Source organism: Streptomyces sp. F63, assembly GCF_018070345.1.
GTDB lineage: Bacteria > Actinomycetota > Actinomycetes > Streptomycetales > Streptomycetaceae > Streptomyces.
Map to the genome: position 1 here is coordinate 72,208 of NZ_JAGPXX010000020.1, position 26,751 is coordinate 98,958.

The 26,751-nt window shown below is 73.6% G+C and carries 27 protein-coding genes; 18 read left to right on the forward strand and 9 right to left on the reverse strand.

Annotated elements, in window-relative coordinates:
- A complete protein-coding gene (locus KBZ10_RS19890) occupies window positions 1-672 on the reverse strand; it encodes an enoyl-CoA hydratase/isomerase family protein (protein ID WP_210989014.1) in 672 nt (223 codons plus the stop codon).
- Window positions 673-1,228: 556 nt separating this feature from the next.
- Between KBZ10_RS19890 and fabG the strand changes: the two genes are divergently transcribed.
- The 3 genes from fabG (at window position 1,229) to KBZ10_RS19905 (ending at window position 3,467) form a co-directional block, all read left to right on the forward strand.
- A complete protein-coding gene (gene fabG / locus KBZ10_RS19895) occupies window positions 1,229-1,948 on the forward strand; it encodes a 3-oxoacyl-[acyl-carrier-protein] reductase (protein ID WP_210989015.1) in 720 nt (239 codons plus the stop codon).
- A gap of 5 nt (window positions 1,949-1,953) precedes the next feature.
- On the forward strand, window positions 1,954-2,724 hold the full coding sequence (gene fabI, locus KBZ10_RS19900) for an enoyl-ACP reductase FabI (protein ID WP_210989016.1): 771 nt from the start codon (window positions 1,954-1,956) through the stop codon (window positions 2,722-2,724).
- Window positions 2,725-3,047: 323 nt separating this feature from the next.
- A complete protein-coding gene (locus KBZ10_RS19905; protein ID WP_210989017.1) occupies window positions 3,048-3,467 on the forward strand; it encodes a hypothetical protein in 420 nt (139 codons plus the stop codon).
- A gap of 42 nt (window positions 3,468-3,509) precedes the next feature.
- Here the strand turns inward: KBZ10_RS19905 and KBZ10_RS19910 are convergent, their stop codons facing one another.
- A complete protein-coding gene (locus KBZ10_RS19910; RefSeq protein WP_210989018.1) occupies window positions 3,510-4,181 on the reverse strand; it encodes a FadR/GntR family transcriptional regulator in 672 nt (223 codons plus the stop codon).
- A 398-nt stretch (window positions 4,182-4,579) separates the two neighbouring features.
- On the opposite strand from KBZ10_RS19910, the gene KBZ10_RS19915 reads away from it, so the two are divergent.
- The 4 genes from KBZ10_RS19915 to KBZ10_RS19925 all read left to right on the forward strand — a co-directional run bounded on the left by KBZ10_RS19915 (window position 4,580) and on the right by KBZ10_RS19925 (window position 7,482).
- Entirely contained in the window at window positions 4,580-6,109 is a 1,530-nt protein-coding gene (locus KBZ10_RS19915; protein ID WP_374223377.1) for a CynX/NimT family MFS transporter, read from the forward strand.
- Between the two features lie 43 nt (window positions 6,110-6,152).
- Window positions 6,153-6,269, forward strand: a complete 117-nt coding sequence (locus KBZ10_RS30085) for an SGM_5486 family transporter-associated protein (RefSeq protein ID WP_282107856.1) — start codon at window positions 6,153-6,155, stop codon at window positions 6,267-6,269.
- A 354-nt stretch (window positions 6,270-6,623) separates the two neighbouring features.
- Window positions 6,624-6,836 carry a hypothetical protein gene (locus tag KBZ10_RS19920; protein ID WP_210989020.1) on the forward strand — a complete coding sequence of 71 codons (213 nt, stop codon included), beginning with the start codon at window positions 6,624-6,626 and terminating at the stop codon, window positions 6,834-6,836.
- Window positions 6,837-6,930: 94 nt separating this feature from the next.
- On the forward strand, window positions 6,931-7,482 hold the full coding sequence (locus KBZ10_RS19925) for a histidine phosphatase family protein (protein WP_210989021.1): 552 nt from the start codon (window positions 6,931-6,933) through the stop codon (window positions 7,480-7,482).
- Window positions 7,483-7,632: 150 nt separating this feature from the next.
- Here the strand turns inward: KBZ10_RS19925 and serB are convergent, their stop codons facing one another.
- Complete coding sequence (serB, locus tag KBZ10_RS19930) at window positions 7,633-8,883, reverse strand: phosphoserine phosphatase SerB (protein ID WP_210989022.1); 1,251 nt, start codon at window positions 8,881-8,883, stop codon at window positions 7,633-7,635.
- Window positions 8,884-9,210: 327 nt separating this feature from the next.
- Window positions 9,211-10,794: a streptophobe family protein gene (locus KBZ10_RS19935; RefSeq protein ID WP_374223378.1), complete on the reverse strand. Its 1,584-nt coding sequence runs from the start codon at window positions 10,792-10,794 to the stop codon at window positions 9,211-9,213.
- Window positions 10,795-11,048: 254 nt separating this feature from the next.
- Here KBZ10_RS19935 and KBZ10_RS19940 point away from each other — a divergent pair, with 254 nt between their 5' ends.
- The gene (locus tag KBZ10_RS19940) at window positions 11,049-13,604 is read left to right on the forward strand and encodes an FHA domain-containing protein (protein ID WP_210989024.1); all 2,556 of its coding nucleotides are present in this window, start codon (window positions 11,049-11,051) and stop codon (window positions 13,602-13,604) included.
- 200 nt (window positions 13,605-13,804) lie between these two features.
- Here KBZ10_RS19940 and KBZ10_RS19945 read toward each other — a convergent pair whose 3' ends face one another.
- The gene (locus KBZ10_RS19945; protein ID WP_210989025.1) at window positions 13,805-14,575 is read right to left on the reverse strand and encodes a transglycosylase SLT domain-containing protein; all 771 of its coding nucleotides are present in this window, start codon (window positions 14,573-14,575) and stop codon (window positions 13,805-13,807) included.
- Window positions 14,576-15,286: 711 nt separating this feature from the next.
- Between KBZ10_RS19945 and KBZ10_RS19950 the strand changes: the two genes are divergently transcribed.
- The 3 genes from KBZ10_RS19950 to KBZ10_RS19960 all read left to right on the forward strand — a co-directional run bounded on the left by KBZ10_RS19950 (window position 15,287) and on the right by KBZ10_RS19960 (window position 17,786).
- Window positions 15,287-16,444 (forward strand): GAF domain-containing sensor histidine kinase, encoded by a 1,158-nt coding sequence (locus KBZ10_RS19950; protein WP_210989026.1) that lies wholly within the window; start codon window positions 15,287-15,289, stop codon window positions 16,442-16,444.
- Window positions 16,437-17,084 (forward strand): response regulator transcription factor, encoded by a 648-nt coding sequence (locus tag KBZ10_RS19955; protein WP_210989027.1) that lies wholly within the window; start codon window positions 16,437-16,439, stop codon window positions 17,082-17,084. The genes KBZ10_RS19950 and KBZ10_RS19955 overlap by 8 nt, the downstream gene beginning before the upstream one ends.
- 174 nt (window positions 17,085-17,258) lie before the next feature.
- The gene (locus tag KBZ10_RS19960; RefSeq protein ID WP_210989028.1) at window positions 17,259-17,786 is read left to right on the forward strand and encodes a chaplin; all 528 of its coding nucleotides are present in this window, start codon (window positions 17,259-17,261) and stop codon (window positions 17,784-17,786) included.
- A 292-nt stretch (window positions 17,787-18,078) separates the two neighbouring features.
- Here KBZ10_RS19960 and KBZ10_RS19965 read toward each other — a convergent pair whose 3' ends face one another.
- Window positions 18,079-18,897, reverse strand: coding sequence for a hypothetical protein (locus KBZ10_RS19965; protein WP_210989029.1), 819 nt, complete (start codon window positions 18,895-18,897; stop codon window positions 18,079-18,081).
- A gap of 124 nt (window positions 18,898-19,021) precedes the next feature.
- Here KBZ10_RS19965 and KBZ10_RS19970 point away from each other — a divergent pair, with 124 nt between their 5' ends.
- The 4 genes from KBZ10_RS19970 to KBZ10_RS19985 all read left to right on the forward strand — a co-directional run bounded on the left by KBZ10_RS19970 (window position 19,022) and on the right by KBZ10_RS19985 (window position 22,209).
- Complete coding sequence (locus tag KBZ10_RS19970; protein WP_210989030.1) at window positions 19,022-19,813, forward strand: ABC transporter ATP-binding protein; 792 nt, start codon at window positions 19,022-19,024, stop codon at window positions 19,811-19,813.
- 64 nt (window positions 19,814-19,877) lie between these two features.
- A complete protein-coding gene (locus tag KBZ10_RS19975; protein ID WP_307847522.1) occupies window positions 19,878-20,303 on the forward strand; it encodes an NfeD family protein in 426 nt (141 codons plus the stop codon).
- A gap of 117 nt (window positions 20,304-20,420) precedes the next feature.
- Entirely contained in the window at window positions 20,421-21,383 is a 963-nt protein-coding gene (locus KBZ10_RS19980; protein ID WP_210989032.1) for an SPFH domain-containing protein, read from the forward strand.
- Between the two features lie 58 nt (window positions 21,384-21,441).
- On the forward strand, window positions 21,442-22,209 hold the full coding sequence (locus tag KBZ10_RS19985; protein ID WP_210989033.1) for a sulfite exporter TauE/SafE family protein: 768 nt from the start codon (window positions 21,442-21,444) through the stop codon (window positions 22,207-22,209).
- Between the two features lie 53 nt (window positions 22,210-22,262).
- On the opposite strand, the gene KBZ10_RS19990 is transcribed toward KBZ10_RS19985, so the two are convergent.
- The 3 genes from KBZ10_RS19990 to KBZ10_RS20000 all read right to left on the reverse strand — a co-directional run bounded on the left by KBZ10_RS19990 (window position 22,263) and on the right by KBZ10_RS20000 (window position 24,363).
- Window positions 22,263-22,772 carry an HNH endonuclease gene (locus KBZ10_RS19990; protein WP_210989034.1) on the reverse strand — a complete coding sequence of 170 codons (510 nt, stop codon included), beginning with the start codon at window positions 22,770-22,772 and terminating at the stop codon, window positions 22,263-22,265.
- A gap of 229 nt (window positions 22,773-23,001) precedes the next feature.
- Window positions 23,002-23,541, reverse strand: a complete 540-nt coding sequence (locus KBZ10_RS19995) for a YbhB/YbcL family Raf kinase inhibitor-like protein (RefSeq protein WP_210989035.1) — start codon at window positions 23,539-23,541, stop codon at window positions 23,002-23,004.
- A 39-nt stretch (window positions 23,542-23,580) separates the two neighbouring features.
- Window positions 23,581-24,363, reverse strand: a complete 783-nt coding sequence (locus KBZ10_RS20000; protein WP_210989036.1) for a sporulation protein — start codon at window positions 24,361-24,363, stop codon at window positions 23,581-23,583.
- 209 nt (window positions 24,364-24,572) lie between these two features.
- Here KBZ10_RS20000 and KBZ10_RS20005 point away from each other — a divergent pair, with 209 nt between their 5' ends.
- The 3 genes from KBZ10_RS20005 (at window position 24,573) to KBZ10_RS20015 (ending at window position 26,300) form a co-directional block, all read left to right on the forward strand.
- Window positions 24,573-24,881, forward strand: coding sequence for a DNA-3-methyladenine glycosylase (locus KBZ10_RS20005; protein WP_210989037.1), 309 nt, complete (start codon window positions 24,573-24,575; stop codon window positions 24,879-24,881).
- Complete coding sequence (locus KBZ10_RS20010; protein ID WP_210989038.1) at window positions 24,878-25,489, forward strand: DNA-3-methyladenine glycosylase; 612 nt, start codon at window positions 24,878-24,880, stop codon at window positions 25,487-25,489. The genes KBZ10_RS20005 and KBZ10_RS20010 overlap by 4 nt, the downstream gene beginning before the upstream one ends.
- A 436-nt stretch (window positions 25,490-25,925) precedes the next feature.
- Complete coding sequence (locus KBZ10_RS20015) at window positions 25,926-26,300, forward strand: hypothetical protein (RefSeq protein ID WP_210989039.1); 375 nt, start codon at window positions 25,926-25,928, stop codon at window positions 26,298-26,300.
- Window positions 26,301-26,751 lie beyond the last annotated feature (451 nt).

Below are 26,751 nucleotides of genomic sequence, written 5' to 3' on the forward strand. Positions count from 1 at the left end.
TCAGCCCAGCGGGTTCTCCGTGTCCCGGAGGGCTTCCAGGGCGGGCGTGTACATGCGGGACTTGATGGTGCCCAGCGTCGGGCCGGTCTTCGCCGTCAGCGCCCCGGCGATCTCCAGCGCGGTCGCGCGCACCGCGTCCTCCTCGACCGCGCGGTCGACGATGCCGGCGGCGAGGGCGTCCCGGCCTCCGTAGCGGCGGGCGGTGGTCATGGACTCGTGCGCGGTCTGCGGGGACAGCCGGGCCTGGATCAGCGCGGACATGCCCGGGGTGAACGGGATGTTGATGTCGGCCTCGGGGAGGCACCAGAAGCCGCGGTCGGCCCGCATCACGCGGAAGTCGTGGGCCAGGGACAGCATGGCGCCGGCGGCGAAGGTGTGTCCCTGGAGGGCGGCCACGGTGATGACCGGCAGGGACAGCATCCGCGCCAGGAGCGCGTGGACGGAGACGACGTAGTCCCGGTGCTGCTCGGGGTGCGCGAACAGCCAGTCCAGGTCGAGGCCGTTGGAGAAGAACTTGCCCGTCGCGGCCGTGACCAGGGCGCGGGGCCCGTCCGCCTTCTCGACCTCGTCCAGCGCGGCGTTGACGGAGGCGATCCAGTCGGGGTGGAAGCGGTTCTCGGTGTCCCCGATGTCGAGGATGAAGACGTCGTCCTGGCGGTCGAGCACGGGCATGGGACTCCTCGGGCTGTGCGGGGTCGGGCGGGGACGTCACCGGCGGGCGCCGCCGCTGGGGCCGGACCTCTGACCTCGGCATGGAAACTACCGTTCGGTAACTTATGGTGCGCCGCGGAGAACATGCAAGGGGATGCCCCTCTCCGCTCGTCCCGGGCCACCGGCCCCGCCCCCGGCCGGCCCGCACGGTGCGGAACGCGGGGCGGTCCCGGAGGTCTCCGGGACCGCGGAACTCTCCGAGTTGAGCCCGGATCCGCTCCGGTGGCAAGGAGCGGGTGCGTCCGGCTTGTATGGCGCGGATCACACGGCGGGGCGGCGGCGGGCCGCGGCCGCGCCGGACACCCGTCGGACTCCTCGGACATCTGTCCAGCGTGGAAGCCCGGCGGGCGCCCCGGGCGGCGCTGCCCGGCCGGCCGGGGAAGGACGGAGAGGGCCGGGGGTTCTGTAGGGATCCAACAGAGAGCGGCGGAACCCCCTGTCGGGGGCGGGACCCCCTCCCCGCGGCCGGGGCCGATAGTTTCGGGGGGACCCAGTCCGCTACCGAAAGGGTGATCCGTTGAGCCGCTCGGTTCTTGTCACCGGAGGAAACCGGGGCATCGGCCTCGCCATCGCCCGGGCTTTCGCCGACGCGGGGGACAGCGTCGCGTACACCTACCGGTCGGGCGAGCCGCCGGCCGAACTCGCCGAGCTGGGCTGCCTGGCGGTGAAGTGCGACATCACCGACCCCGAGCAGGTGGAGCAGGCGTACAAGGAGATCGAGGACCGGCACGGCCCGGTGGAGGTGCTCGTCGCCAACGCCGGTGTCACCCGCGACCAGTTGCTGATGCGGATGTCCGAGGAGGACTTCGGCGCCGTCCTGGACACCAACCTCACCGGCACCTTCCGGGTCGTGAAGCGCGCCAACCGCGGCATGCTCCGGGCCCGCAGGGGCCGGATCGTGCTGATCTCCTCCGTCGTCGGCCTGATGGGCTCCGCCGGCCAGGCCAACTACGCCGCCTCCAAGGCCGGACTGGTCGGCTTCGCCCGCTCGATCGCCCGGGAACTGGGCTCCCGCAACATCACCTGCAACGTCGTCGCGCCCGGGTTCGTCGACACCGACATGACCCGTGTGCTCAGCGACGAGCAGCGGCAGGGCATCGTGAAGCAGGTGCCGCTCGGGCGCTACGCCCGGCCCGAGGAGGTCGCCGCCTCGGTCCGCTTCCTCGCCTCGGACGAGGCCGCATACATCACCGGAGCCGTCATCCCCGTCGACGGCGGATTGGGCATGGGTCACTGAACACCATGAGTGGAATCCTCGCAGGCAAGCGCATCCTGGTCACGGGTGTCCTCACCGAGTCCTCGATCGCCTTCCAGGCCGCCAAGATCGCCCAGAACGAGGGCGCCGAGGTCGTCCTGACCGGCTTCGGCCGGCTCTCGCTCGTCGAGCGGATCGCCAAGCGGCTGCCCAAGCCCGCCCCCGTCATCGAACTGGACGTGACGAACCAGGAGCACCTGGACGGGCTCGCGGACGGCATCCGCGGGCACCTCGGCGAGGACGCCGCCCTCGACGGCGTCGTGCACTCGATCGCCTTCGGCCCCCAGGGCGCGTTCAACTTCCTGGAGGCGGACTGGGAGGACGTCGGCACGGCCGTGCACGTCTCCGCGTACTCGCTGAAGTCGCTCACCATGGCCTGCCTCCCGCTGATGCCGCGCGGCGGCTCGGTCGTCGGCCTCACCTTCGACGCGCAGACCGCCTGGCCGAAGTACGACTGGATGGGCGTCGCCAAGGCCGCCCTGGAGTCGACCAGCCGCTACCTCGCCCGCGACCTCGGCGCGAGGAACGTCCGCTGCAACCTCGTCTCGGCCGGGCCCATCAAGTCCATGGCCGCCAAGTCCATCCCCGGCTTCGAGGAACTGGCGGACGTCTGGAACCACCGCGCCCCGATCGGCTGGGACCTGGCCGACCCGGAGCCCGCGGGCCGGGGAGTCGTCGGACTGCTGTCCGACTTCTTCCCGAAGACAACGGGAGAGATCGTGCACGTCGACGGCGGTGTGCACATGATGGGCGCCTGAGCGCCGCCGTCCCCGGCGCTCGCCGCCCCGTAGCCGGCGCCCACCACACGCGCCGACGCCCCGGATCCCGCCACAAGCGGGGAGCGGGGCGTCATGCGTTGCGGGCGGGCCGGGGAGTGCCCGGCGGGGTCAGGGCCGGCACGACCGGTCCCCGTGCGGCGGAGGCGGCGGCGTCACGCGTTCGGAGTACCAGGCCGGGCGGCGGGGTGCCGACAGCGCGCACGCTGGGAGCACGCGCCCTCGGGCGCGGCCCCTGAAGGTGCGGCAAGGGCGGCCGGTGCGCGGCCCGGTCCGGCCGCCCCGCGCGGCCGAGGAGGTCCGGAATGTGTGGCCCGTGCCGTCACCCCCTGGCGACCGTCCTGATCGCGGCGGTGGTCCTGGTCTCTCCGGTGGCCGCCGCCGCGGCGCTCGCCGCCGGGAAGGGACCGGCGGGCGCGGACGGCCGGGAGCGGCTGTCCGCGGCGCTCCTCCGCCCGGCCGGAGCAGCGGCGGAGGGGGAGCGGCCGCGCGCGTACCGGGCGGGATGCCGTACGGAGGTCCGGGGCTCGCAGGCCACGGTGTACTGCCACAACCCGTATCCCGTGGTCGACCGGGTGCGGCTGCACGTGGAGTGCGAGCAGTGGTGGGATCTGGACGTGGACACGCGCCCCGTCGAGATTGGGCCCGCCCAGACGGCGCAGCTCACGGCCCGCTGCTGGAAGGCCATAGGGCGCGCCTGGGTCAGCCACGACGTGGCGCGGTGAGAGACGGCCGGGCCCGGCGCCCTCCCCGGCCGCCCGGCTCCGCTAGCCCTCCGGGACGCAGCGGAGGGCGTAGGCCGACGCCTCCGCGCCCGCCAGCTCGCCGTCGCCCGCGCGGATCGCCTCCACCAGACGCGTGTGGTCCACGTAGTTCTCCGGCAGCAGCTCCGGGCCCACGTCGCGGCGGAGGTGATCCTTCAGGACCGCCCCGAGATCGGCGTACAGCGCGGCCAGGACGTCGTTGTGCGACGTGGTCACCACGGCCAGGTGCAGGGCGGCGTCGGCCGCGACGAACGCCTCCGCGTCGCGTGACTCCCATGCCTCCTCCCGCCGCGCGAGCGCCGCGTCGAGCTGCCGCAGATCCCGCTCGGTGCGCCGCCGCGCGGCCATCCGGGCCGCCGAGGACTCCAGCGTGCCGCGCAGTTCGGCGATGTGCCGCGGATCGGCGTCCGCGAACCGCCGGTGCATTACACCGGCCAGCTCGCTCGTGGCCAGGACGTACGTGCCCGAGCCCTGGCGGATGTCCAGCAGGCCGTTGTGCGCCAGGGCGCGAACGGCTTCCCGGACGGTGTTCCGGGCCACGCCCAGCTGCTCGACCAGCGCGGACTCGGCCGGGATCCGCGAGCCCACCGGCCACTCACCGGACGTGATCTGGCGGCGCAGCTCGGCGATCACCTGGTCGGCGAGCGCGGAGCGCCGGAGCGAGGTCAGCGGCATGGGGCAGGACTCCTCGGTGCGGACGGTGCGGACGGTGCGGACGGTGCGGACGGTGCGAGCGGAATGGACGGTGCGAGCGGGATGGACGGTGCGAGCGGGACGGACCGGCCCGGTGGGCGGGCGGCGCAACGCCCGGATGGGACAGGGCCGTCCGGGTGCGGGACGGGTGCAGGGTACGGGAGCCCGGGCCGGGCACCCGGTGCCGCGGGCCCGGGAGGGGCCCCGCCCGGTTCCGGGCCGGCACCGCGGCCGTTCCGCCGGGCGGACGGGCCGTCCACCGGCCACCGCGGCCGGTCCGGTGAGGGCGGCGGCGCCGGTCCCCGTACCGGCCCCGGCGGCTCCGGCGCCGGAGTCACCGAGTGGACACCGAATCATCCCATGATTCTATGATGGGTGGCATGCCCGAGGACGATACCCGCGGCCGGCCGGCTCCCCGCCCGGACGCGGCCGCTGTGCGGAGCGGCGAGAAGGCGGGCGACCGCGCCGCCGGAGGTTCCGGCCGGACCGGCGCGAGCGTCTCCGCCGCGGCTCCGGGAGCGGCCCCCGCGGCGGCCGCCCGGCCGTCCGTCTGGCGGACCCGGCTGCTGATCGCCGGCATCGCCCTGGCCGCGCTGAACCTCCGCCCCGCCATCACCAGCCTCGGCGCCCTCCTGGAAGAGGTCCGCGACGGGCTCGGCATGAGCGGCGCGACCGCGGGCCTCCTCACCTCCCTCCCCTCCCTGTGCTTCGCCGTCTTCGGCGTCATGGCGCCCGGGCTGGCCCGCCGGGGCGGGCCCGCGCCCGTGCTCCTCGCCGGAATGGCGGCCATCGCGGCGGGCGTGCTGCTGCGGCCCTTCGCCGGCGGCACCGGCGGTTTCCTGGCGGGCAGCGCGCTGGCACTGGCCGGTATCGCGCTGAGCAACGTGCTGATGCCGGTGGCCGTCAAGCGCTGGTTCCCCGACCGGGTCGGCACCATGACCGGCCTCTACTCGATGACCCTGGCTCTGGGCACCGCCCTGGCCGCGGCCGCCGCCGTACCCGCCGCGCAGGTTCTCGGAGGCAGTTGGCGGGCGGGGCTGGCGGTGTGGGCTCTCCCCGCCCTGGCGGCCGTGCTGGTGTGGCTGCCGCTGGCCGGTGTCCGCACCGGCCGCCGCGGACGGACGACCGGGGCAGCCGGGGCCGCCGCACCCGGGGGCCGTCCGTTCCCGGGAGAGCGGGACCGCGACCGCACGGTTCCCGCCGGAACGCGCCCCGGCACGGCACCCGAACCGTCCCCGGCCCCCGGGCAGGCCCGGGAACCGGAGCCGGGACGGGCGCCCGGGCCCGCACCGGACCCCGCGGCTCCCGCCCCCCGCATCACCCGCAGCCCCACCGCCTGGGCCCTGGGCTGCTTCTTCGGCTTCCAGTCCACCGCCGCCTACATCATCATGGGCTGGCTGCCGCAGATCTTCCGCGACGCCGGGCTCCCGGCGTCCACCGCGGGGACCCTGCTCGCGGTGACGATGGGCCTGAGCGTCCCGCTCTCCTTCCTCCTGCCGAGGATCGCGGCCGGAATGCGCCACCAGAGCGCGCTGGCCGCGCTCCTGGGGGTCAGCGGCCTCGCCGGTTACGCGGGGCTGTACCTCGCCCCCGCCGCCGGGGCCTGGGCCTGGGTCCTGCTCCTCGGCATCTCCAACTGCGCCTTCCCGCTGGTTCTGACACTGATCGGCATGCGGTCCCGCACCAGTGCCGGGGTCACCCGGCTCTCGGCCTTCGCCCAGAGCACCGGATACCTCATCTCCGTGCCCGGCCCGCTGCTCATCGGCGTGCTCTACCAGCACACCGGGGGCTGGAGCCTTCCGCTCGCCCTGATGTCGGGACTGATGGTGCTGCAGCTCGGGCTCGGTGTGCGGGCGGGCCGGCACCGCTATGTCGAGGACGAGGGACGGCGCCCGCTCCCCGCGGGCTGAGCCCCCGGCCGAGGGGCGGGGGCGGGGATGGGAGACTGGACGCATGCCAGTCCTCGACCCGAATCCCCAGAACGGCCAGAAGAAGCTGCTCGGCGTGCTCGGCGCGATGCTCGCCATCGGCGTCCTCATCGCCGTGATCGCCACCATCCTCGCCCCCTGACGCCGCCGCCGGGCCCGGGCACCCGGCCGTGCCCGGGCCCGGGCACCCGGCCGTGCCGGGGCTCCGGGCTCCGTCGCCGGCACTGCTCCGCGCCGGCCGTCCCCGGGGCACCGGTGTGCCGCCGGGCCTGCTCCTCCCCCGCCGCGGCCGTGTCCCGGCCGCCTCGGCCCCACCCCCGAGGGTGGGGCGGACCCCACCACCCCTAGGGGGGCAAGGTCAGGGTCGGCTGGGTGGGTCACCGGATGGGAACCGGACGCCCGGGTCCGTAGGTTCGTGGGTGCACCGTGACGCAGCGGTGGACGCGGCCGTGGCAGGCGGCCGCGTCATCCCCGAACCCGCAGGGAGGCGGTCCCCATGCCGGCCGGTACCCACGCGTCCCACCCGGCGGACCGCGCCGCGCAGGCGCGGCTGCCGTGGTGGGCCGTCGTCCTCCCGGCCGTGGCGTTCGCCGTCCTGCTGGCGCTGATCACCAGCGCGCAGGACGCGCAGGCGGCGGCCGGCGCGCCCACCGGCCTGCGGCAGCTCCTGGACCTGCTGCGGAACACGCTGTTCCGCGGCCTGGGCTGAGCGGGGCCACCGTCCCTCCGGCCGGTCGCCGGAGCCGCCGTGAGAGCCTCAACAACCGGGGCCGTACAGCGGTTTCCGTGCGAAGCTGGGTGTCATGAGCGTCGCTGAACCGCCCAGGGAGAGCACTCCCGGAACCCCGGATTCCCGCAGGATCGTCCTCGTCCGGCACGCGAAGGCCGACTGGCCCGACGTGGCCGACCACGACCGGCCGCTCGCCGAGCGCGGGCGCAAGGAGGCACCGGTCGTCGGCCGCTGGATCGCCGACACCGGCATCAACCCCGATCTCACCCTCTGCTCGACCTCCGTCCGCACCCGCGAAACCTGGAAACTCGTCGTCCACGAGCTGCCGCACCGCCCGCGGACGGTCTACGAGGACCGAATCTACGAGGCCACGCTCGGCGACCTGCTCGCCCTGCTCAAGGAGACCCCCGACGAGGTGCGGGACCTTCTCGTCGTCGGCCACAACCCCGGCATGCACGCCCTGGCCGACGCCCTCGCCGGCTCCGCCGAGGGGGACACCCTGGCCCGGATGAACCGGGGCGGCTACCCGACCGGGGCCGTGGCCGTCGTCGGCCTCACCGGCCCCTGGAAGACCGTCGAGCACGGGGTGGGCCGGCTGGTCCGGTACTGGACACCGCACGACTGAGACGGCACCGCGCCGCACGGCTCACGGGACGGCGACGGACGCCGGTGCCCGGTCCGCTGCGCGTGGCGCGGGCCCGCACGGCCGGGCCGGCGGTCGTGCGGGCCCGCCTCGCTCCACGGGGGCCGGGCCGTCCCGGCCCCCGTCCCGGCCTCAGTCCTCGTCCGCCTGCGTGTCCGCCGCCTCGACCTCTTCCCGCGTGATGCCCAGCAGATAGAGAACGGTGTCCAGGAAGGGCACGTTGACCGCCGTGTGGGCCGCCTCCCGCACGACCGGCTTGGCGTTGAACGCCACCCCCAGACCGGCCGCGTTGAGCATGTCGAGATCGTTGGCGCCGTCACCGATCGCGACGGTCTGGGCCAGGGGCACCCCGGCCTCGGCGGCGAACCGGCGCAGCAGCCGCGCTTTGCCCGCCCGGTCGACGATCTCGCCGGTCACCCTTCCGGTCAGCTTGCCGTCCACGATCTCCAGGGTGTTGGCGGACGCGAAGTCGAGCCCCAGCCGCTCCCGCAGGTCGTCGGTGACCTGGGTGAAGCCGCCGGAGACGACCCCCACCTGGTAGCCGAGACGTTTCAGGGTGCGGATGAGGGTGCGGGCGCCGGGCGTGAGCCGGATATCCGAGCGCACTTTCTCGACCACGGATTCGTCCAGCCCGGCGAGCAGCGCCACCCGGGCGTGCAGCGACTGCTCGAAGTCCAGCTCCCCGCGCATCGCCGCGGCCGTCACCTCGGCAACCTGCTCCTCGCAGCCCGCGTGGGCCGCGAACAGCTCGATCACCTCGTCCTGGATGAGGGTGGAGTCCACATCCATCACCACCAGCCGCTGGGCCCGGCGGTGCAGCCCGGCCGCTACCACGGCGATGTCCACGCCCAGCAGCGCGGCCTGTGTGGCCAGGGCGGTGCGCAGCGGAGCCGTCTCGGCGCCGGAGACCGCGAACTCCACCGCCGTCACCGGGTACTTCGCCAGCCGGAAGATGCGGTCGATGTTCCCGCCGGTGCCGGTGATGGCCGCCGCTATGGCGGCCGTGGACCCGGCGGTCAGCGGATGGCCCAGCACCGTGACGATCGAGCGGCCGGTGCCGCGCGGCCGGTTGTCGCCCCGGCCCGAGATGATCTCCGCCTGCAGCCGCAGGGACTCCGCCCAGCTGTGCACGGTGGCGCGCAGCTCGCCCTCGGCGCTTCCGTAGGGCCCGGTGGGCGGCGGGGCGGTGACCAGCGCGCAGAGGGTGATCCGGCCCCGGGTCACGACCTGCTCGATGTCGACCACGTCGAGGGAGTAGGCGGCGAGGGTGTCGAACAGCCCGGCGGTGATGCCCGGGCGGTCCTTCCCGAAGATCTTGATGAGGAGGGTGGGTGTGTCATCGCCCGGAACGGCGGTGGCAGGCAGGGTCTGCGATGCGCTCATGGTGATTCCACCGTATCCGGCATCCGTGACGGCGCGCGCGGCCGTCCCGCACTACGGAACGGGGGTGCCCGCGCCGGGCCGGGCGCCCCCCGCACGCGCCGCCCGGAGCAGGGCCGCCACCCACCGCTGCGCCGGTGGACACGCCCAGGCCGGGACGGGGAGCGGGCCGGCACCGCCGGGTCCGCCGTACCGCACGGCCGGGCCCGGAGGTTCGGCCGTACGGGGGACGGGCCCGTGCGGGGGACGGGCCCGTGCGGGGACGCGGCCCGTGCGGGGCCCGGCCGGTGGACTCCCCGGGGGGGCCGGACCGGCCCCGGCCGGCCCCGCTCAGCTCGTGGCCGGCGGCTGCGGGGGAGGGGGCGGCGGGTTCCGGTACGGGTCCGGCCCGGAACCGGGCGGGGCCCCTCCCGGGCCGGCGGGACCGGCCGGCCCGCGGTCGTAGGCCCCGTACGCGTACGCCCCGCCGGAGCGGGGATGCGGTGCCGTGCCGGGGGCGGAGGCCCGCCGCCCGGCGACCCCCGCCGCCCGGGCCGCCAGCGCGCCCGCGGCCCCGGCCGCCGCGCCCCACCCGGCCCCGAGCAGCAGCGCGAGCCCCGCGCTGCCGCGCAGTTCCAGCCCGGCCCCGAACGCGTCGAAACCGAAGACCGACAGGCTCGCGCCCGCCGAGACACCCGTGAGCCCGGCCAGCAGCGGAAGCCCGAGCCCGGTGGCGGCGGCGAGCGGCACCGCGCAGCGCAGGGCGAAGGCGGCCGTTCCCCCCGTGCCGCCCCCGCCGGAGGTTGCGGAACCGTCCGGCCCGGTGATGCCCCAGGGCGTGCGGACGGCCGTGAGCACCCCCGCGCAGAGCAGTGCGAGGATCGCGCCCGGAACCAGCAGCCACGCCCGGCCGTCGAGCTCGGCCAGCCGGCTGACGGTGATCGTCTCCTCCGACGGCGTCAGCAGCCGGTCCAGCGGAGCCGGGAGGAACCGCACCAGGGCCCCGCTCGCCCAGCCGGTCCAGGGCACGAAGAGCCCGAGCAGCATCCCGGTCCAGGCGCCGTTCGGCCCGACGAGCAGGGCCGTACCGGCGACCCGGGCCGGATGCTCGTCCCCCGCGGCCGCCCACACCGCCGCGGCCAGGCCCGCTCCGACGGCGAGCAGCAGGGTGGCGCAGAGAGCCGAGACGGCCGGACGCACCACGTGGTGCAGCACCTCCCAGCCGGGCGGCAGCGGTGTACGGCGGGAGGCCAGCAGGGCGATCACCAGCACCCCGGTGACCCACACCGCCCCGCCGAGCAGCGAGGGGCCGGCGTCCACCCGGAAACCGACCGAGGCCTCGGCGCGGACGAGGTCCGCGAGCCCGGAGGCGAGGCCCCCGCCGAGGTCCCCGAGCCCTTCGGGCAGCAGCTCCGCGATGCCGTCCGGCAGCCCCGGGTCCTGCAGCGCGGAGTCCGGCAGTTCCCCGGCCAGGTCCCCGAGTTCGGCACCGTCGAAGGTCACGGTGTCGTGCCCGGCCCAGGAGAGCCCGCCGAGCACTGCGAGGAACAGCGCCACCACGGCCCCGGACCGGGCCGCCAGCTCGCCCGGCCCCATCACTCCGCCCGCCCCCCGCAGCGAGCGGAGGAAGACCGCGGCGAGCACCAGGGCCCCGGCCAGGGCCACGCCCAGAGGCATGATGTCGACGGAGGCGGCCGCCCGTCCGCCCTCCAGACCGAAGATCCCGATGTCCCCGGCCGGGACGACCCGGCCGTTCACGGCGAGGACCACGGCCGCCGCGGTCATCGGCCCGAGGGACCCGACCGCGTCGGCCTCCAGCAGATGCAGGGCCAGGGCGGCGGTGCCCGTCATCGCGACGAACGCCCAGCCCACGGCGGCGAAGGCGGTCACCACCGCGTCCGCCCGGCGGATCCGCCGATTCTCCTGCACGCGCATGAGCAGCCCCGATGGACAGCCGCCGGAGAGACCGGAGACGGCGAGAAAACAGTGACGTGCGGTGATTCTTCATGACCGGTGGGCAATCGGCGGCGCTTGCCCCCCTCCGGGCGTGTTCCGTCCCCGCAGGCGCTGCCCCGGCGTGTCCGCTCGCCCGCAGCCGGGTTGGGGATGGAGGCGCGCGCCTGGAATAGTTCCCCCGATGTCCGCCATCCCTAGACTCCCTCTGCAGGGGGTAACTCGGGGGAAAATCAGTGGGGCTTGGAGTGCCGGAACTCGTACTGGAATTGAACGGAAGGACCTGGACGCTCGACCCGTCCCGGTCCTACAGCCTCGGACGTGATCCGAAGGGCGACATGGTGCTGGAGGACGCCAGAGTCTCCTGGCGTCACGCCACCGTCCGCTGGGACGGCAGCGGTTGGGTCATCGAGGATCTCGGAAGCACCAACGGCACCTATGCCGGGGGCCGGCGGGTCCAGCGGGAGCGGATAGGCGCCGGTGCCGCCGTGCATCTGGGCAACGCGACGGACGGGCCGGTGCTGACCGTGTCCGCGCCCGCCGGAACCGCCGCCCCGGCGGTTCCGGCGCACAGTGCGCCCGCCGTCAGCGCACCGCACGCGCCGGTGCAGCAGCCGCCCGTACCGCAGCAGCAGCCGCCGCGGGGCGGGCCCGGCCCGGTACTGCCCGGGCAGCCGCAGCAGATGCCGCCGCAGCAGACGCCGCCGTCCCCGCAGGGATACGCGCCGCGGGTACCGCCCCAGGGCGGCCCGCAGCAGCCGCCGGCCGCCGCCGGCGCGGCGCCGTACGGCGGCCAGCAGCCCACCGGGCTGCACCGGCTGGCCGTCGGAAGGGTCATGCGCATCGGCCGCGCGCTGGAGAACGACCTGGTCGTCTCCGACCTCCAGGTGTCCCGCCACCACGCGGAGTTCCGGTCCACGCCGGACGGCCGCTTCGAGATCGTCGACCTCGGCAGCCACAACGGCACCTACGTCAACGGCCAGCCGGTCCGGCAGCAGATCATCGGCCCGCACGACATCGTCGGCGTCGGCCACTCCACCTTCCGGCTGGTCGGCGACCGGCTGGAGGAGTTCGTCGACACCGGGGAGATCTCCTTCTCGGCCCGCCACCTCACCGTCACGGTCGACGGCGGCAAGCAGATCCTCAAGGACGTCTCCTTCGGCGCCCCGGAGAAGTCGCTGATCGCGGTGATCGGCCCGTCCGGCTCCGGCAAGTCCACGCTGCTGCGCGCGCTGACCGGCTACCGGCCGGCCGACCAGGGCGAGGTCCTCTACGACAACCGGAACCTCTACAAGCAGTTCGCCGAGCTCCGCCAGCGCATCGGCCTGGTCCCGCAGGACGACATCCTGCACAAGGAGCTCACCGTCCGCACCGCCCTGCGGTACGCGGCCAAGCTCCGCTTCCCCGGCGACACGGCGGAGGCCGAGCGCGAGGCCCGGATCGACGAGGTCCTCCGCGAGCTCAAGCTGGACATCCACAAGGAGAAGAAGGTCACCTCCCTCTCCGGCGGCCAGCGCAAGCGCGTCTCCGTCGCCCTGGAACTGCTGACCAAGCCGTCGCTGATCTTCCTGGACGAGCCGACCTCCGGCCTCGACCCGGGCATGGACCGCGACGTCATGCAACTGCTGCGCGGCCTCGCCGACGACGGCCGCACGGTTCTGGTCGTCACCCACTCCGTCGCGGAGCTGGCGCTCTGCGACAAGCTGCTGGTGATGGCGCCGGGCGGTTCGGTGGCGTACTTCGGCCCGCCGGACGAGGCGCTGAACTTCTTCGGCTACGGCTCCTGGGCCGATGTCTTCTCGGCCTTCGAGAACTACCGCGACTACGACTGGTCGGGCCGCTGGCGCGGCTCGCAGCACTACCAGATGTACGCGGCCGACCTCGACGCCGTCGCGCCGCAGCCGGCGTACGTCCAGCCGCAGCAGATGCGCCCGCCCAAGCAGCAGAGCTGGGGATCCCAGCTCTGGACGCTGATCCGCCGCTACGTCTCGGTGATCGCCTCGGACCGCGGTTTCCTGGGCCTGATGCTGATCCTGCCCGCCGTACTCGGCGTGGTCAGTGTCCTCATCCCGGCCGACTACGGACTCGCCCGGGGACCGGCGAACGGCGGCCCGCCCTTCTCCAACCGGGACGGCAGCGTCATCCTGCTGATCCTCGCCGTCGGCGCCTGCTTCGCCGGCGCGGCCAACTCCGTACGAGAACTGATCAAGGAGCGGGTCATCTACGAACGGGAACGGGCCACCGGCCTGTCCCGCTCTGCCTATCTGATGTCCAAGGTGATCGTGCTGGGGGCCATCACCGCACTCCAGGGCGCCATCATCTCCGGCATCGGCTTCGCCCCCCGGGACCTCCCGGAGGAGGGCGTCCTCCTGGAAGGGCTGCCCGCCGTCGAGCTGACCCTGCCGATCATGGCCCTGGGCTTCACGTCCATGATGTTCGGCCTGGTCATCTCCTCGCTCGTGAAGACGGCGGAGAAGACCATGCCCCTGCTGGTCATGTTCGCCATCGTCCAGGTCGTCTTCACCGGCTGCCTCTTCCAGCTGAACGACAAGCTCGGCGCCGAGCAGCTGGCCTGGCTCATGCCCTCCCGCTGGGCGGTGTCCGCCGCGGGGTCCACGGCCGAGCTCAACGTGCTGCTGCCCTGGGAACCGGGCAACCCCGACCCCCTGTGGGAGCACGAGCTCGGCACCTGGCTGCTGGACATGGGCGTCCTGGTGGCGCTCGGTGTGGTCTGCGGCCTCGCCGTCGCGCGTCTGCTGCGCCGCCACGAGCCGGAGGTCATGCGCAAGTAGCGGCGCGGGCGAAGCCGCGCTCCCGGAACGGAGCGCCGGCCCCGCGCACACGACAGGGCGGCGGCACCCCCCCGGGGGTGCCGCCCCCCAGGGCCCGCAACGCCCCCCCGTGACCGCGCCCCCCCCGGGGCGGCGCCCCCCCCGGGGGGGCCCCGCCGCCCTGGGCCGTCACGGCCCGCCGGTGACCTGCGCGGTGCCGGTCAGTAGGCCGAGTCGACGTTGTCCATGGAGCCGTACTTGTCGGCGGCGTAGTTACAGGCCGCGACGATGTTGGCCACCGGGTCGTACAGGTCGTTCGCCGTGCCCTCGACGTGGTAGGCGTCGAAGGTGGGCTGGATCACCTGCAGCAGGCCCTTGGACGGGATGCCGTTCTTGGCGTTGATGTCCCAGGTGTTGATGGCCTGCGGGTTACCACTGGACTCCCGCATGATGTTGCGGTGGATGCCCTCGTAGCTACCGGGTATGCCGTGCTTCTTCATGATGGACATGGCCTCGCGGATCCAGCCGTCGAGGTTGTCCGGGTACGTGACCGGAGCCGGGGCGGCCGGCTTGGCGGCCACACGCTCGGTCGAGCGGCTGGCGGCCTGCTCGGCGGCGCGCTCGGCCTTGGCCTTGGCCTCGGCCTCGGCGTTCTTGACGGCCTCGGTCTTGGGGGCGTCCTTCTTGGAGTCGCCCTTGTCGGCCGCGGGCTCCACGGGCTTCAGGAGAGCGTTCTTGACGCCGGCGGTGTCCTCGGCCTCGTCGGCGGCGAACAGCGAACCGGTCTTCGGCTCGTCCTGGCCGGTGCTCGCCGGGGCGGTGTACGCCGCCGGCAGGTTCCGCGCGGTCTCGGCCTTGTCGGCACCGGAGGCGGAGCCGGGGGCGGCCGCGAAGGCCAGGGAGGCGACGCTCACCGCGGCCAGGCCGGCTGCCGAGATCTTGTGGGGCTTGGCGAGTCGGGTGCTGTTACCGGAGAAGGTGGGGACGCGCATGGTGAAGGACCAATCCAATCGCTGGGCCGCCTGAGCGGGCTGGTCGGAAGCGGCGCTGCGAGACGCTCTCTCAGGGATGAGAGCCACGCGCCGTTCCGGCGGAATGCACCGCTTCGATCCGCGGTGCCTTGCGACGTAAACCATTCTTAGCGGCGCAAATCGGGCGTGGCAAAGGTGTGATCTACTACGGCTTATCGTGATGAAACGGGCCCCGTGGCCCGGCAGGGGAGGCCTGGACGCCCATCGGCCCCGGCGCGGCAACTCCTAAGCTCCGTCGTACGTGACCTGGGCCCTATGCCCCGCTTCACAACGGGCCCGCTCACGTCCCACTCCGCGTGAGGGGGCCCCTCCGGAGGGTCACCTCACCAGGGGCTCCCGGGCCCCGGCCCCGCGGGTACGCGGCGGCCGCCCCGGGCCCGGCGGTGCCGCCCCGGGCCCGGCGGTGCCGCCCCGGGCCCGGCGGTGCCGCCCCGGGCCCGGCGGTGCGGCCGCGGTGCCCGCCCGGCGGCCCCGCGGCCCCCGCAACCGTCCACAACCGGGAACGGCCCGGGGCCGGGCCCTCCCCGCCCCCCGGCCGCCCTCCCCGCCCCGGGGGCCGCGATCCGGCGCGCGGCCCGCGCGGGGCCGTACGGGAGTCCTGGTCCCGAAGTCCCGGGCCGGAGCCGTCCGCGGCCGGATACGGACCCGGCCCCCGCCGGTTACGGTGTGGCCATGACCACCGGCCCCGTCCCCCCGTCGGGACTCGCCGCGGTGAGCGAGGCCCTGCTCGCCATGAGCCGCCACCTCGAAGTGCGCGACGTCCTCAAGACGATCGTCGTGTCCGCCCGGGACCTCCTCGACGCCGAGTACGCGGCCCTCGGCGTCCCGGACGACCACGGAGGCTTCGCCCAGTTCGTCGTCGCCGGGGTCAGCGACGCGCAGTGGAAGGCCATCGGCCCGCTGCCCCGCCAGCACGGCATCCTCGCCGCGATGCTCCGGGACGCCACCCCGCAGCGGCTCGCCGACGTCCGCGCCGACCCCCGCTTCGAGGGCTGGCCGGACGCCCACCCCGACATGTCCGACTTCCTCGGTCTCCCGGTGGCCGACGGCGACGAGGTCCTCGGCGCGATCTTCCTGGCCAACAAGCGCTGCCCGCTGCCGCGCACGGAGCGTGCCTGCGGCTTCACCGCCGAGGACGAAGCCCTGCTCTCGATCCTCGCCCAGCACGCGGCCATAGCCCTCACCAACGCCCGCCTCTACGAGCGCAGCCGCGAACTGACCATCGCCGGTGAGCGGGCCCGGCTCGCCCACGAACTGCACGACGCCGTCTCGCAGAAGCTGTTCTCGCTGCGCCTCACCGCGCAGGCCGCCGCGACCCTCCTCCACCGCGATCCCGGCCGCGCGCGGGACGAGCTCCAGCAGGTCGCGGACCTGGCCGCCGAGGCCGCCGAGGAACTCCGCGCGGCCGTCGTCGAACTGCGGCCCGCGGCCCTCGACGAGGACGGTCTCGTCGCCACCCTCCGCGCCCAGGCCCGGGTCCTCGACCGCGCCCACGGCGCCCGCGTCACCTTCCGCTCCTCGGGCGTGCGGGCCCTGCCCGCGGCCCAGGAGGAAGCCGTCCTCCGGGTGGCGCAGGAAGCCCTGCACAACGCGCTCCGGCACGCCGATCCGGCCCGCGTCGACATCGGTCTCCACCGGCGGGGCCAGGGCGCCGTGCTGCGCGTGGCCGACGACGGCACGGGCTTCGACCCCACCGCCGTGCGCCGCGCCGGACGCCATCTGGGCCTGGTCTCCATGCGGGACCGGGCGAACGGCGTGGGCGGCGGCCTGACCGTGGAATCGGCTCCCGGCAAGGGCACCGTGATCGAGATGGAGGTCCCCGGTGGCTGAGAGAACCACCGTCCGCGTCCTGCTGGTCGACGACCACCAGGTCGTGCGGCGCGGCCTGCGGACCTTCCTGGAGGTCCAGGAGGACATCGAGGTCGTCGGCGAGGCGTCCGACGGCGCCGAGGGCGTCGCCCGCGCCGAGGAGCTCCGCCCCGACGTCGTGCTCATGGACGTCAAGATGCCCGGCACCGACGGCATCGAGGCCCTGCGCACGCTCCGTGAACGGGGGAACCCGGCCCGGGTCCTCGTCGTCACCAGCTTCACCGAGCAGCGCACCGTCGTCCCGGCCCTGCGGGCCGGCGCCTCCGGCTACGTCTACAAGGACGTCGACCCCGAAGCGCTCGCCTGCGCCATCCGCTCCGTGCACGCCGGGCACACGGTCCTGCAGTCCGAGGTGGCCGGGGCCCTGCTCGCCCAGGAGGGCGACCGGGCCGGCCAGGGCCGCGCCGGCACGCTCACCGACCGGGAGCGGGACGTGCTGGGGCTGCTCGCCGACGGCCGGTCCAACCGGGAGATCGCCCGCGCGCTGGTGCTCTCCGAGAAGACGGTCAAGACGCACGTCTCCAACATCCTGATGAAGCTCGACGTGTCGGACCGCACGCAGGCCGCGCTCTGGGCCGTGCGCCACGGCCTCACGGCCTGACCCCGGCGCGCCGGCCGCTGCCGCGGCGGCACCGGGGCGTCGACGCGCGGGCGGCGCGTTGCTCCGTTCGGAGGCATCCGGCCCGCGATCCGTGCCATACGGGCGACACCCCGCGTTCATTCGGGTGGCCCCGTGCTCAGGGGCCCGAATGCCATCAGGAGAAGGAAGCTCTTCATGAAGACTGCCAAGAAGGCCGCTCTCGTCATCGCCGCCGCGGGCGCCGCGATCGGCGCCGCCCCGGGATCCGCGTTCGCCGACTCCGGGGCGAACGGCGAGGCGACGGGCTCGTGGGGCATCGGCTCCGGCAACCTCGTCCAGGCCCCGGTGAACGTGCCGGTCAACGTCTGCGGCACGACCGCCAACGTCGCCGGCCTCTTCAACCCCGCGGCCGGCAACGGCTGCGGCGCGGCCGGTGACAGCGCGATCCCCGGCGGGGCCGCCGCCACCCCCCTCGCCGCCACGCCCCGGTCCGGGGGCGGCGCCGAGCTCGGCAACGATCTCGCCGGACTCAGGGGCGACGAGAACGGTCTCGACGCGGAGGCCGGGCCCGCTCTGCTCCGGGGCGACGAGAGCGGCCTCGGCGCCGGCGCCGGCCCCGCCCGTCTCCGCGGTGACGACGAGGGCATCGGCCTGGACAGCGGGATCGGCTCCGACGGCGGCGAGGAGACCCGTCTCCTGTCGTACGACGCGTTCGGCGCCTGACGGCACCCGGCCCCGGCGCCGGGCACGCCACCCACGACGGCCACCCCCGACGGTCACCCGGGCAAGCGCCACGACCGTCACCACGCGCCACCGCTGGGCGGCTCCGGGCTCCGCGGACCCCACGATGGTCCGCGGAGCCTTTCCCACCGCCCACCGCCCACCGCCGGAACGCCGCACCGGCGACGGCCCTGCCCGCCCTGCCGCCCCGCCTCGGCTCCGTGCCCCCCGGCCGCCGCGCCCCGCCGTGTCGCCGGCCACACCCCCGGGCGCCCGGTGCGCGGTGACGCCCCCCTCAGCCCCGCTCGCGCTCCTCCACACAGGCGTTGTACGCCGCGACCTGCGCCCGCCGGGCCGTACGCTCCACCGGCCGGAGCGCCTCCTCCCGCACCGCCATCTGGGAAGCGCTCACCGCGGCCCCGTGCTCCGCGCCCGCGGACCCCCCGCGCCCGCCGGCCGCCCCCGGGGCACGGGCGATCGCCACCAGGGCGCCCACCCGCTGCGCCAGCTCCAGCACCCGCGCCGCGCGCGGCGGATACCCCGGGGCGAGCACCTCCCGGTCCCGCTCGGCCCGCGCCCGGTAGGCCTCCAGCGCCGCCTGCGCCGCGGGACCGGCTCCGGCCAGGTCCAGCCGGGACAGCAGCTCCGTCGCGTCCCGCAGCGCCTCCGCCAGCTCCCGCTCCGCCTCGCCGAGCGACGGGACGTCCGCCGGCGGCGCCTCCCGCACCGGCAGGCAGTGCCACACCACCTCGACGTGCACATCGCCCTCCGGTCCGGCCTCGGAGACGTCCGGGACCAGCCCCAGCGCGGCCCCCGGCACCAGCACCGCCTCCTCGCGGGCCAGCGCCCGCGTGTTGAACTCCGGCGGCCCGCTCAGCCCCAGCGGATGCCCCGGCACGGGCAGCGCCACCCGGAAGCCGGAGGCGCCGAGGCCGCGCAGCCGGCCCAGCGCGAGCGAGAGCCCCACCGGCCCGGACTCGCCCGGCAGTCCGTCCACCCGGTGCAGCGCGTCGTCGCCGACGATCCGCTGCACCGCGTCATCCGGCGAGACCAATCCGGCAAGAAGGGCATTTCCCCAGGCGGCCAGCCGCCCCGATCGAGGTTCCGTGAGCATGCGACCAGCCTAAGGACAGGTGCCGACATCGCGTGGCGTAGGTTTGCTGAGAGCGGCTGCGCCCATCGGCGCACGAGACGTTCCGACACGGCGATCCGACACTGCAAGGGGAGACGACGCGCTCATGAGCGATGTACTGGAGCTGGTGGACGTATCAGTGGTCCGCGAGGGGCGGGCTCTGGTGGACCAGGTCTCCTGGTCGGTCGCCGAGGGTGAGCGCTGGGTGATCCTCGGCCCCAACGGCGCCGGCAAGACCACACTGCTCAACATCGCCTCCAGCTATCTGTTCCCGACGAGCGGCACCGTCCAGATCCTCGGCGAGAAGCTCGGGAGCGTCGACGTCTTCGAGCTGCGCCCCCGGATCGGTATCGCGGGCATCGCCCTGGCCGACAAGCTGCCGCCCGGCCAGACGGTTCTCCAGACGGTGCTCACCGCCGCCTACGGCATGACCGCCCACTGGCAGGAGAGCTATGAGCGGATCGACGAGGAGCGCGCCCGCGCGTTCCTCGACCGCCTCGGCATGACGGACTACCTCGACCGCAAGTTCGGCACCCTCTCCGAGGGAGAGCGCAAGCGGACCCTCATCGCCCGCGCCATGATGACGGACCCCGAACTGCTGCTCCTGGACGAGCCCGCGGCCGGCCTGGACCTCGGCGGCCGCGAGGACCTCGTCCGCCGTCTCGGCCGGCTCGCCCGCGACCCGTACGCCCCCTCCATGGTGATGGTGACCCACCACGTCGAGGAGATCGCCCCCGGTTTCACCCACGTCCTGATGATCCGTCAGGGCAAGGTCCTCGCGGCCGGCCCCATCGAGCACGAACTGACCTCCCGCAACCTCTCGCGCTGCTTCGGGCTGCCGCTGGTCGTCGAGCGCAACGGTGACCGCTGGACCGCCCAAGGGCTGCCGCTCAGCTGACAGTTGGCCCGATAGTTGACCGGGGCCATTCCCCCGGGCGCACCACCGCGCCTACCATGAGTGCGTGGAACCATGGGTGTGGTGGCTGATCGCCGCCGTAGGGTTGGGTATTCCTCTCGTCATGACGGCGATGCCCGAATTCGGGATGTTCTCCGTCGGGGCCGTCGCCGCGGCTGTCACCCAGGCATTCTTCGGGGGCGGCATCGTGGCGCAGGTCCTCGTCTTCGTCATCGTCTCGGTCGCGCTGACAGCGGTCGTGCGCCCCCTCGCGGCCCGCAGCCGGGCCCGGACGCCTCTGGCGGCCACCGGAGTCGACGCTCTGACAGGCCGTCAAGCACTTGTGCTGGAAAGGGTCGACAGCCAGGGCGGACGCATCAAGCTCGCGGGCGAGGTCTGGTCCGCGCGCACGCTCGACGCCGGCCAGGTCTACGAAAAGGGACAGCAGGTGGACGTCGTGGAGATCGACGGCGCGACGGCCGTCGTCATCTGACGCGCTCCGGCGTACTTCGGGGACACAGCACGGCCGTGTGTGGCCGAAGGCCCCCCGGGACAGCCTGTTCTCTGACAGACTGATGATCAAGCGACCGAAGGGGTACGGAGAGCATCCATGGAACCGATCATCATCGTCCTGATCATCCTGGTGGTGCTCGTCTTCATCGCCCTCATGAAGACGGTGCAGGTCATCCCGCAGGCCAGCGCCGCCATCGTGGAGCGCTTCGGCCGCTACACCCGCACCCTCAACGCCGGGCTCAACATCGTCGTCCCGTTCATCGACTCGATCCGCAACCGCATCGACCTCCGCGAACAGGTCGTGCCGTTCCCGCCGCAGCCGGTGATCACCCAGGACAACCTGGTCGTCAACATCGACACCGTCATCTACTACCAGGTCACCGACGCCCGTGCCGCGACCTACGAGGTCGCCAGCTACATCCAGGCGATCGAGCAGCTCACCGTCACCACCCTCCGCAACATCATCGGCGGCATGGACCTGGAGCGCACCCTCACCTCCCGCGAGGAGATCAACGCGGCGCTCCGCGGCGTCCTCGACGAGGCCACCGGCAAGTGGGGCATCCGCGTCAACCGCGTCGAGCTGAAGGCCATCGAACCGCCCACCTCCATCCAGGACTCGATGGAGAAGCAGATGCGCGCCGATCGCGACAAGCGCGCCGCGATCCTTCAGGCCGAGGGCGTCCGGCAGTCCGAGATCCTCCGCGCCGAGGGCGAGAAGCAGTCCGCCATCCTCCGCGCCGAGGGCGAGGCCAAGGCCGCCGCCCTCAAGGCCGAGGGCGAGGCCCAGGCCATCCGCACCGTCTTCGAGTCCATCCACGCCGGCGACGCCGACCAGAAGCTCCTCTCCTACCAGTACCTCCAGATGCTGCCGAAGATCGCCGAGGGCGACGCCAACAAGCTCTGGATCGTCCCGAGTGAGATCGGTGAGGCGCTCAAGGGCCTCGGCGGGGCCCTCGGCAACTTCGGCGGCGCCCCGGCGGCCCCGGCAGCCGGCAACGGCGCCCCGCGGGAGACCGCCGTCCCGCCCGCTCCGCGCCGCGAGCAGCCCCCGCTCGACTGATCCGGCGGCCGCTCCGGCATGATCGGTGCAGCAGGCACCGATCACGGAGAGGCACGGCGTGGGTATCTGGGAAGCGGTCGCGGTCCTCGCCGCAGGCATCGGCGCCGGGACGATCAACACCATCGTCGGCTCCGGCACGCTCATCACCTTCCCGGTGCTGCTCGCCACGGGCCTGCCGCCGATCACCGCCAACGTCTCCAACAACCTGGGTCTCGTCCCCGGGTCCGTCAGCGGCGCCATCGGCTACCGCCGCGAACTCGCCGGGCAGGGGCGGCGGATCGTCCGTCTCGGCGCCGCGGCGTTCACCGGCGGCCTCACCGGAGCCCTGCTGCTGCTCTCCCTGCCTTCCCGGGCCTTCGACGCGATCGTGCCCGTCCTCATCGCCCTGGCCCTCGTCCTGGTCGTCCTGCAGCCGCGGCTCGGGCGAGCGATCCAGCGCCGGCGCGAGCGGACGGGAAGCGGCGCCCACCGGGACGGCGGCCCGCTGCTGCCCCTCGGCATCCTGCTGTCGAGCGTGTACGGCGGCTACTTCGGCGCCGCCCAGGGCGTCATCTACCTGTCGCTGATGGGACTGCTGCTCAGCGAGGACCTCCAGCGGATCAACGCCGTCAAGAACGCCCTCGCGGTCGTCGTCAACGGCGTCGCCGCCCTCGTGTTCCTCTTCGTCGCGGATTTCGACTGGCCGGCGGTCCTGCTCATCGCCGCCGGCTCCGCGCTCGGCGGACAGATCGGCGCCAAGGTCGGGCGCCGTCTGCCGCCGGCCGTCCTCCGCGGCGTCATCGTGGCCGTGGGAACCGCCGCCATCGTCCTCCTGCTGCTCCGCTGAGCATCCGCCGGGCAGCGGCCCGACGGATGCTCAGCGACGCCCGGCGGCCCGGCTCAGGCAGGCTGCGGCAGCCACTCCGGAAGGGCGTCCCGGCCCTCGCCGCGCCCGCCGACCGCCAGCAGCAGCGCGTCCGCCGGTGTCGGCTCGAACGGCCTGCTGAGCAGCCGCATCCCCGCCTGCTCCGGAGTCCGGTTCGCCTTGCGGTGATTGTCCTCGGCGCAGGCCGCGACCGTGTTCAGCCAGGTGTCACCGCCCCCGCGGGACCGCGGCACCACATGGTCCACGGTCGTCGCCCGCCGCCCGCAGTACGCGCACCGGTGCCGGTCCCGTACGAGCACACCCCGCCGGGACCAGGGCGCCCGTTGTCGGAACGGCACCCGGACGTACCGGCAGAGCCTGATCACCTGCGGCACCGGTACCTCGACGGCCGCGGCACGGACGCGGAGACCGGGGTGGGCCTGTTCGACGACCGCCTTGTCCTGCAGTACCAGCACCACCGCACGCCGCAGCGACACCGTCGACAGCGGCTCGAAGCTCGCGTTGAGCACCAGCGTCTCGCGCATCCCGCCCACCTTCCGCTCATGCCCCGCCCGTGGCGGCGGACCGGGATCAACTCTGACCGGGCCCACCCGCCGCGACAACGCAATTTCCCGCACGGATACGGGAAACGGCGCACGGCACCGGAGTGAACGGCCGGCACTGACGGGCCGGCGGAGCGGCGCCCGGCGCCCCCCTGCGGACAGCACTCCGCCCCGCCCACCAAACGGTGGACGGGGCGGCAGGGCGGCGGCGTCAGAGCGGCGCCGGAACGGCGTACTCACTCACGATGTGCGCCCGCGCGAGCGTGTGGAACCGCAGGTTGAAGCCCACCACGGCCGGCGTGGCGTCCGCGTCCGGCCCCAGCTTCTCGGTGTCCACGGCGTACACCGTGAAGACGTAGCGGTGCGCCGGGTCGCCGGGCGGCGGGGCCGCACCGCCGAACTCCCGCTCGCCGTAGTCGTTCCGCACGTGCACGGCCCCCTCCGGGAGCCCGGTGAACGCACCGCCGCCCGCGCCGCGCGGCAGCTCGGTGACCGTCGCCGGGATGTCGAAGAGCGACCAGTGCCAGAAGCCGCTGCCCGTCGGCGCATCCGGGTCGTAGCAGGTCACCGCGAAGCTCTTGGTCTCCGGGGGAAAACCGGACCACCGCAGCTGCGGCGAGACGCTGCCGCCCTCGAGTGTCTGGTCCCGGCCGAGCTCGGCTCCGGGCGCCACGTCGTCGCTCACCACGGTGAACGACGGCACCGGCGGCAGGAAGTCGTGGGGGAGTGGTGGCCTCTTGGAGTCGGTCACGTCGAAACCTCCGGATCGGTGATCACGTCACCTCCGAGCCTAGAACCAATTGCGCTTCCCGCCGACCTCCGCCAGCCACGCGTTGAGGTAGGCCGCCCAGTCCGTCTGCTGGTAGGAGTTCAGCCCCACGGTGAACGCCCGGTAGGAGTCGGTCCCCTCGGTGAAGAGCCCCGGCCGCTTGTCCATCTCCAGGATGACGTCCATCTCGCCGCTGTCCGCGACGAACGTCAACTCGACCTGGTTCAGCCCCCGGTACTGCTGCGGCGCGAAGAACTCGATCTCCTGGTAGAACGGCAGCCGCTGCCGCGTCCCCCGGATGTGCCCCCGCTCCAGGTCGGCGCTCTTGAAACGGAAGCCGAGCGAACCGAAGGCGTCCAGGATGGCCTGCTGGGCGGGCAGCGGGTGGACGTTGACGGGGTCGAGGTCACCGGAGTCCACGGCCCGCGCGATCTCCAGCTCCGTCGTCACCCCCACGTCCATCCCCGTCAGGTGCCGCCCCATGAACATCGTGACGGGCGTCTCCCACGGGACGTCCAGAGCGAACGGGACCGAGTGCACGGCGCCCGCCTGCACCTCGAAGGCACCGCCGAGCCGCTGCTTGTGGAACGCGATGTCCTGCTTGTACTCCTGGTCGCCGCTCTCCACCTCGACCCGCGCCTGCAGGCCCACCGACAACCCTTCGATCTGCTGGGCCACCGAGCCGCCCTGGATACGGACCTCGCCCTGGACGATCCCGCCCGGCACCACGTTCTGCTCCGTGAGCACCGTCTCCACCGACGCTCCGCCGGCACCCAAGCTCGCGAGCAGCTTCTTGAAGGCCATGTCCGCCTCTTCCTCCCCTGGGCGAGCCCTGTCCGGACTCGCTCGAACCGTCGATCCCTACATACGCGGAACAGCGCACCGGCGGTTCCCGCCCGGTCCCGCACCGCACCCGCACCGGAGCCCCGCCGGCCGGACGCGCTCCGCTGCCCCCATGCTCCCGTATCGCACCCGCCCGCCCGGCACCGCCCGGTGCATTACGCTCGGTCGGCATGCTCGACCACCACCGGGGAGGAACCCCCGAGCCGCCCGCCCGGCTCGACCGCACACCCCTGACGCGCGACTTCTTCGACCGCCCCGTGCTGGAGGTCGCCCCCGATCTCCTCGGGCGCGTCCTGGTCCGCAACACGCCCGGGGGTCCGGTGGAGCTCCGCCTGACGAAGGTAGAGGCCTACGACGGCGAGTCCGACCCGGGCTCCCACGCCTACCGGGGGCGCACGGAGCGCAATGCGTCAATGTTCGGCCCCCCGGGCCACGCGTATGTCTACTTCATCTACGGCATGTCAAGGCGATCAGCATGAACGTTGACCTCCTCGCCCACCCTGCCGAAGAGGTCGCTCCCAAGCTGCTCGGGAGTGTCCTCACCTGCAAGACCCCCGAGGGGACCGTGAGCATTGCCATCACGGAGACAGAGGCGTACTCCGGTACGGCTGATCCAGCCTCCCACGCCTACCGGGGCCGGACACCCCGCAACGCCGTCATGTTCGGACCCGCAGGACACCTGTACGTCTACCGTTCCCACGGTCTTCACTGGTGCGCCAATGTCGTCACCGGGACGGACGGCATCGCCTCGGCTGTCCTCATCCGGGCAGGCAGGGTCATCGAGGGGGAAGACCTGGCACGCAAGCGACGAGGGAAGAGGGTCGAGAGTCCACGGCTTGCCCGAGGTCCGGGGAACTTCTGCCAGGCACTCGGCATCACGGCGGAGCACAACGGCGCAGACCTCCTGACAGGTACCTCGGTCGTGTTGTCCGAGGGTGAGCCGGTACCTGCCGCGCTCATCCAGGTTGGTCCTCGGGTAGGCGTGAGCAAGGCCCACGACTGGCAACACCGGTTCTACCTCGCCGGTGATCCAACGGTCTCGGCGTACCGACTGAGCCCGAGAGCCAAGCCGCCCGCCGGAGCCTGAGCCGCTGTGCGCCTCGCTCACGGCTCGCCGGTAAGTCGGTGCGGAGCTGGGTCAGAAGACGGGTGATCGCTCGCGAGCGTGGCACGTGACGCGTTCCTGGCCGGGTGAGCGACTGCCGACGGGCGCCGACTCGGGCCGGACGGGTGGGGGAGGGCCGGGCACATCAGCGGATGGCCGAACAGAGCAGCACCACACGGGAGGGCTCCCTGAACGGGGTCGTCCTCCCTCCTTCGTGTACGATCCCTCGGCCAGGTCGCCGCCGTCGCTCCCGACTGCACGAGACCGAGTCCAGGCCCGAAGGTTTGGGCGCCCACCTGTGAAGAGAGACCGTGCCATCCGTGCACGGTCCACCCCCGCAACGAAAGGGAGGCACATGTCCCGCCGTCCGGCGGGGGTCAATGGCGCACTCTGCGCCACACAGGAAGGGACTGCCACAGTGGGACGTATCCCATTCCAGTTCGAGGGCGACTTCGCCGCCGTGTCTCAGGAGGAGTACAAGCGGCGAGCGAGAGACCCGCGCTTCGACTACGCCCACCGCGTCGAGTACGCGGCCATGGGATGGGCGAACCAGATCGGCCACGCCGAGTTCCCACCAGGGGAGCTGAACAAGATCCTCGCCGACAGGGACGAAAGGGTGCCGAGCAACAACGCCGTGAACAACCACGTGCGCAAAGCCAAGGGGTGGGGCTTCATCGAAGTCGGGTCCAACCGCCGGTGCCTCGTTCTGCCCATGCACCACTTCCAGAAGGGCATCGGGGACAAGACCTGCGACGAGCACGGCATACGCCCGGTGAAGCGGTTTACGCCGTAGCCCACAGGTGGAGGCTGTCGGTCACTCGGGGCACTGACACGCAACGCGTGCCGATCAGAGGGCGAACGACACGCGGCACCTGTAAGCGCAGGGCGTTGACCAGGGAAGATGTGCCGCCCCTTCTTGATCTCTCTTGAGTGCACTGAAAGCCATACGTACAGCAGCCAGCCGAAGGGGCGGCCGGAAGGCCGCCACAGCCGAAGCGGTCAACGGTAGGGCGACCCCCTTCGGGGCCGACAGGGCGAAGCCCCTTGGCTCAGCGGCGAACAAAAGTGGGGGCGCGGCAGCGCCCCCCTTGCGTGAGAGGCAGCGGCAAAGGAGTAATCGGCAGGGACGGCCGGATGGCCGCCACAGTTCGAAGATTTACGACGGAGCGGCCCCGCAGGGGCCGACAGGAGCAAACCCAAGGGGGCGCTACCGCGCCCCACAGGCAAGGACGTAAGACCTCAGG

What these genes read in the sequence shown, in the direction of transcription:
- KBZ10_RS19945 (WP_210989025.1), bottom strand. Translation starts at nt 14,575, where the DNA reads ATGCGCGTCCCCACCTTCTCCGGTAACAGCACCCGACTCGCCAAGCCC.
- KBZ10_RS19920 (WP_210989020.1), top strand. Translation starts at nt 6,624, where the DNA reads ATGCCGGCCGGTACCCACGCGTCCCACCCGGCGGACCGCGCCGCGCAG.
- KBZ10_RS20005 (WP_210989037.1), top strand. Translation starts at nt 24,573, where the DNA reads ATGCTCGACCACCACCGGGGAGGAACCCCCGAGCCGCCCGCCCGGCTC.
- fabI (WP_210989016.1), top strand. Translation starts at nt 1,954, where the DNA reads ATGAGTGGAATCCTCGCAGGCAAGCGCATCCTGGTCACGGGTGTCCTC.
- serB (WP_210989022.1), bottom strand. Translation starts at nt 8,883, where the DNA reads ATGAGCGCATCGCAGACCCTGCCTGCCACCGCCGTTCCGGGCGATGAC.
- KBZ10_RS20000 (WP_210989036.1), bottom strand. Translation starts at nt 24,363, where the DNA reads ATGGCCTTCAAGAAGCTGCTCGCGAGCTTGGGTGCCGGCGGAGCGTCG.
- KBZ10_RS19910 (WP_210989018.1), bottom strand. Translation starts at nt 4,181, where the DNA reads ATGCCGCTGACCTCGCTCCGGCGCTCCGCGCTCGCCGACCAGGTGATC.
- KBZ10_RS19980 (WP_210989032.1), top strand. Translation starts at nt 20,421, where the DNA reads ATGGAACCGATCATCATCGTCCTGATCATCCTGGTGGTGCTCGTCTTC.
- KBZ10_RS19905 (WP_210989017.1), top strand. Translation starts at nt 3,048, where the DNA reads ATGTGTGGCCCGTGCCGTCACCCCCTGGCGACCGTCCTGATCGCGGCG.
- KBZ10_RS19915 (WP_374223377.1), top strand. Translation starts at nt 4,580, where the DNA reads ATGCCCGAGGACGATACCCGCGGCCGGCCGGCTCCCCGCCCGGACGCG.
- KBZ10_RS20010 (WP_210989038.1), top strand. Translation starts at nt 24,878, where the DNA reads ATGAACGTTGACCTCCTCGCCCACCCTGCCGAAGAGGTCGCTCCCAAG.
- KBZ10_RS30085 (WP_282107856.1), top strand. Translation starts at nt 6,153, where the DNA reads ATGCCAGTCCTCGACCCGAATCCCCAGAACGGCCAGAAGAAGCTGCTC.
- KBZ10_RS19990 (WP_210989034.1), bottom strand. Translation starts at nt 22,772, where the DNA reads ATGCGCGAGACGCTGGTGCTCAACGCGAGCTTCGAGCCGCTGTCGACG.
- KBZ10_RS19890 (WP_210989014.1), bottom strand. Translation starts at nt 672, where the DNA reads ATGCCCGTGCTCGACCGCCAGGACGACGTCTTCATCCTCGACATCGGG.
- KBZ10_RS19960 (WP_210989028.1), top strand. Translation starts at nt 17,259, where the DNA reads ATGAAGACTGCCAAGAAGGCCGCTCTCGTCATCGCCGCCGCGGGCGCC.
- KBZ10_RS19950 (WP_210989026.1), top strand. Translation starts at nt 15,287, where the DNA reads ATGACCACCGGCCCCGTCCCCCCGTCGGGACTCGCCGCGGTGAGCGAG.
- KBZ10_RS19965 (WP_210989029.1), bottom strand. Translation starts at nt 18,897, where the DNA reads ATGCTCACGGAACCTCGATCGGGGCGGCTGGCCGCCTGGGGAAATGCC.
- KBZ10_RS19970 (WP_210989030.1), top strand. Translation starts at nt 19,022, where the DNA reads ATGAGCGATGTACTGGAGCTGGTGGACGTATCAGTGGTCCGCGAGGGG.
- KBZ10_RS19925 (WP_210989021.1), top strand. Translation starts at nt 6,931, where the DNA reads ATGAGCGTCGCTGAACCGCCCAGGGAGAGCACTCCCGGAACCCCGGAT.
- KBZ10_RS19935 (WP_374223378.1), bottom strand. Translation starts at nt 10,794, where the DNA reads ATGCGCGTGCAGGAGAATCGGCGGATCCGCCGGGCGGACGCGGTGGTG.